Here is a 638-nt window from a genome sequence, read left to right on the forward strand (position 1 = left end):
AAATAATCCGGGTTAGTAATTTGAAGTTCGAATAAATATACAAAAATGAACTATTTCGTCGTATATGTTACTAACGCTTTTTGAATACTTAATATGCTATCATCGCCTTTAAATTCTTTCGTAATTGGCGCGTTCAAACTAGACACCCATATTTTAAGTTCTGCATCTAAATCAAAATGCCCAGCTGTTTCAATACTAAATTGTGTAATACTTTTATAAGGGATAGAATGGTATTCTGTTTTTTTACCAGTTACTCCTTGTTTGTCTACTAAAATAAGACGGCGATTTGTAAATACGATTAAATCACGAATTAATTTATAAGCATGCTCAACTTTCTCATCATCTAGCATAATCTTTTCTAAATCACGTTCAACGCTTTCTGTACTCGCACTTGATGCATTTCCTAAAATACCACTAAATAAACCCATATGAAATTCCTCCTTTATAATATGTGGAATGAGTTTCTTATATTGTACCATGCTATTGGATAAGACATTATGACATAAGTTCAATAGTTTTTCGTTATTGTTGCAATTAATTTATATAACCTCATCCTAAAATCTTGTGCTAACATGTAAGTAAGAAAACAGAAGCAGAGGGATTGAGCATGAAGAATATCGGTTTAGTATTAGAAGGCG

At 31.2% G+C, this 638-nt stretch carries 1 protein-coding gene; it reads right to left on the reverse strand.

Features of this window, described 5'->3' with window-relative positions; all coding sequences use genetic code 11:
• Window positions 1-50: 50 nt before the first annotated feature.
• Window positions 51-428 carry a PH domain-containing protein gene (locus KI356_RS26910; RefSeq protein ID WP_212936972.1) on the reverse strand — a complete coding sequence of 126 codons (378 nt, stop codon included), beginning with the start codon at window positions 426-428 and terminating at the stop codon, window positions 51-53.
• Window positions 429-638 lie beyond the last annotated feature (210 nt).

The sequence above is a fragment of the Bacillus hominis genome (assembly GCF_018332515.1).
Classification (GTDB): Bacteria; Bacillota; Bacilli; order Bacillales; family Bacillaceae_G; genus Bacillus_A; species Bacillus_A hominis.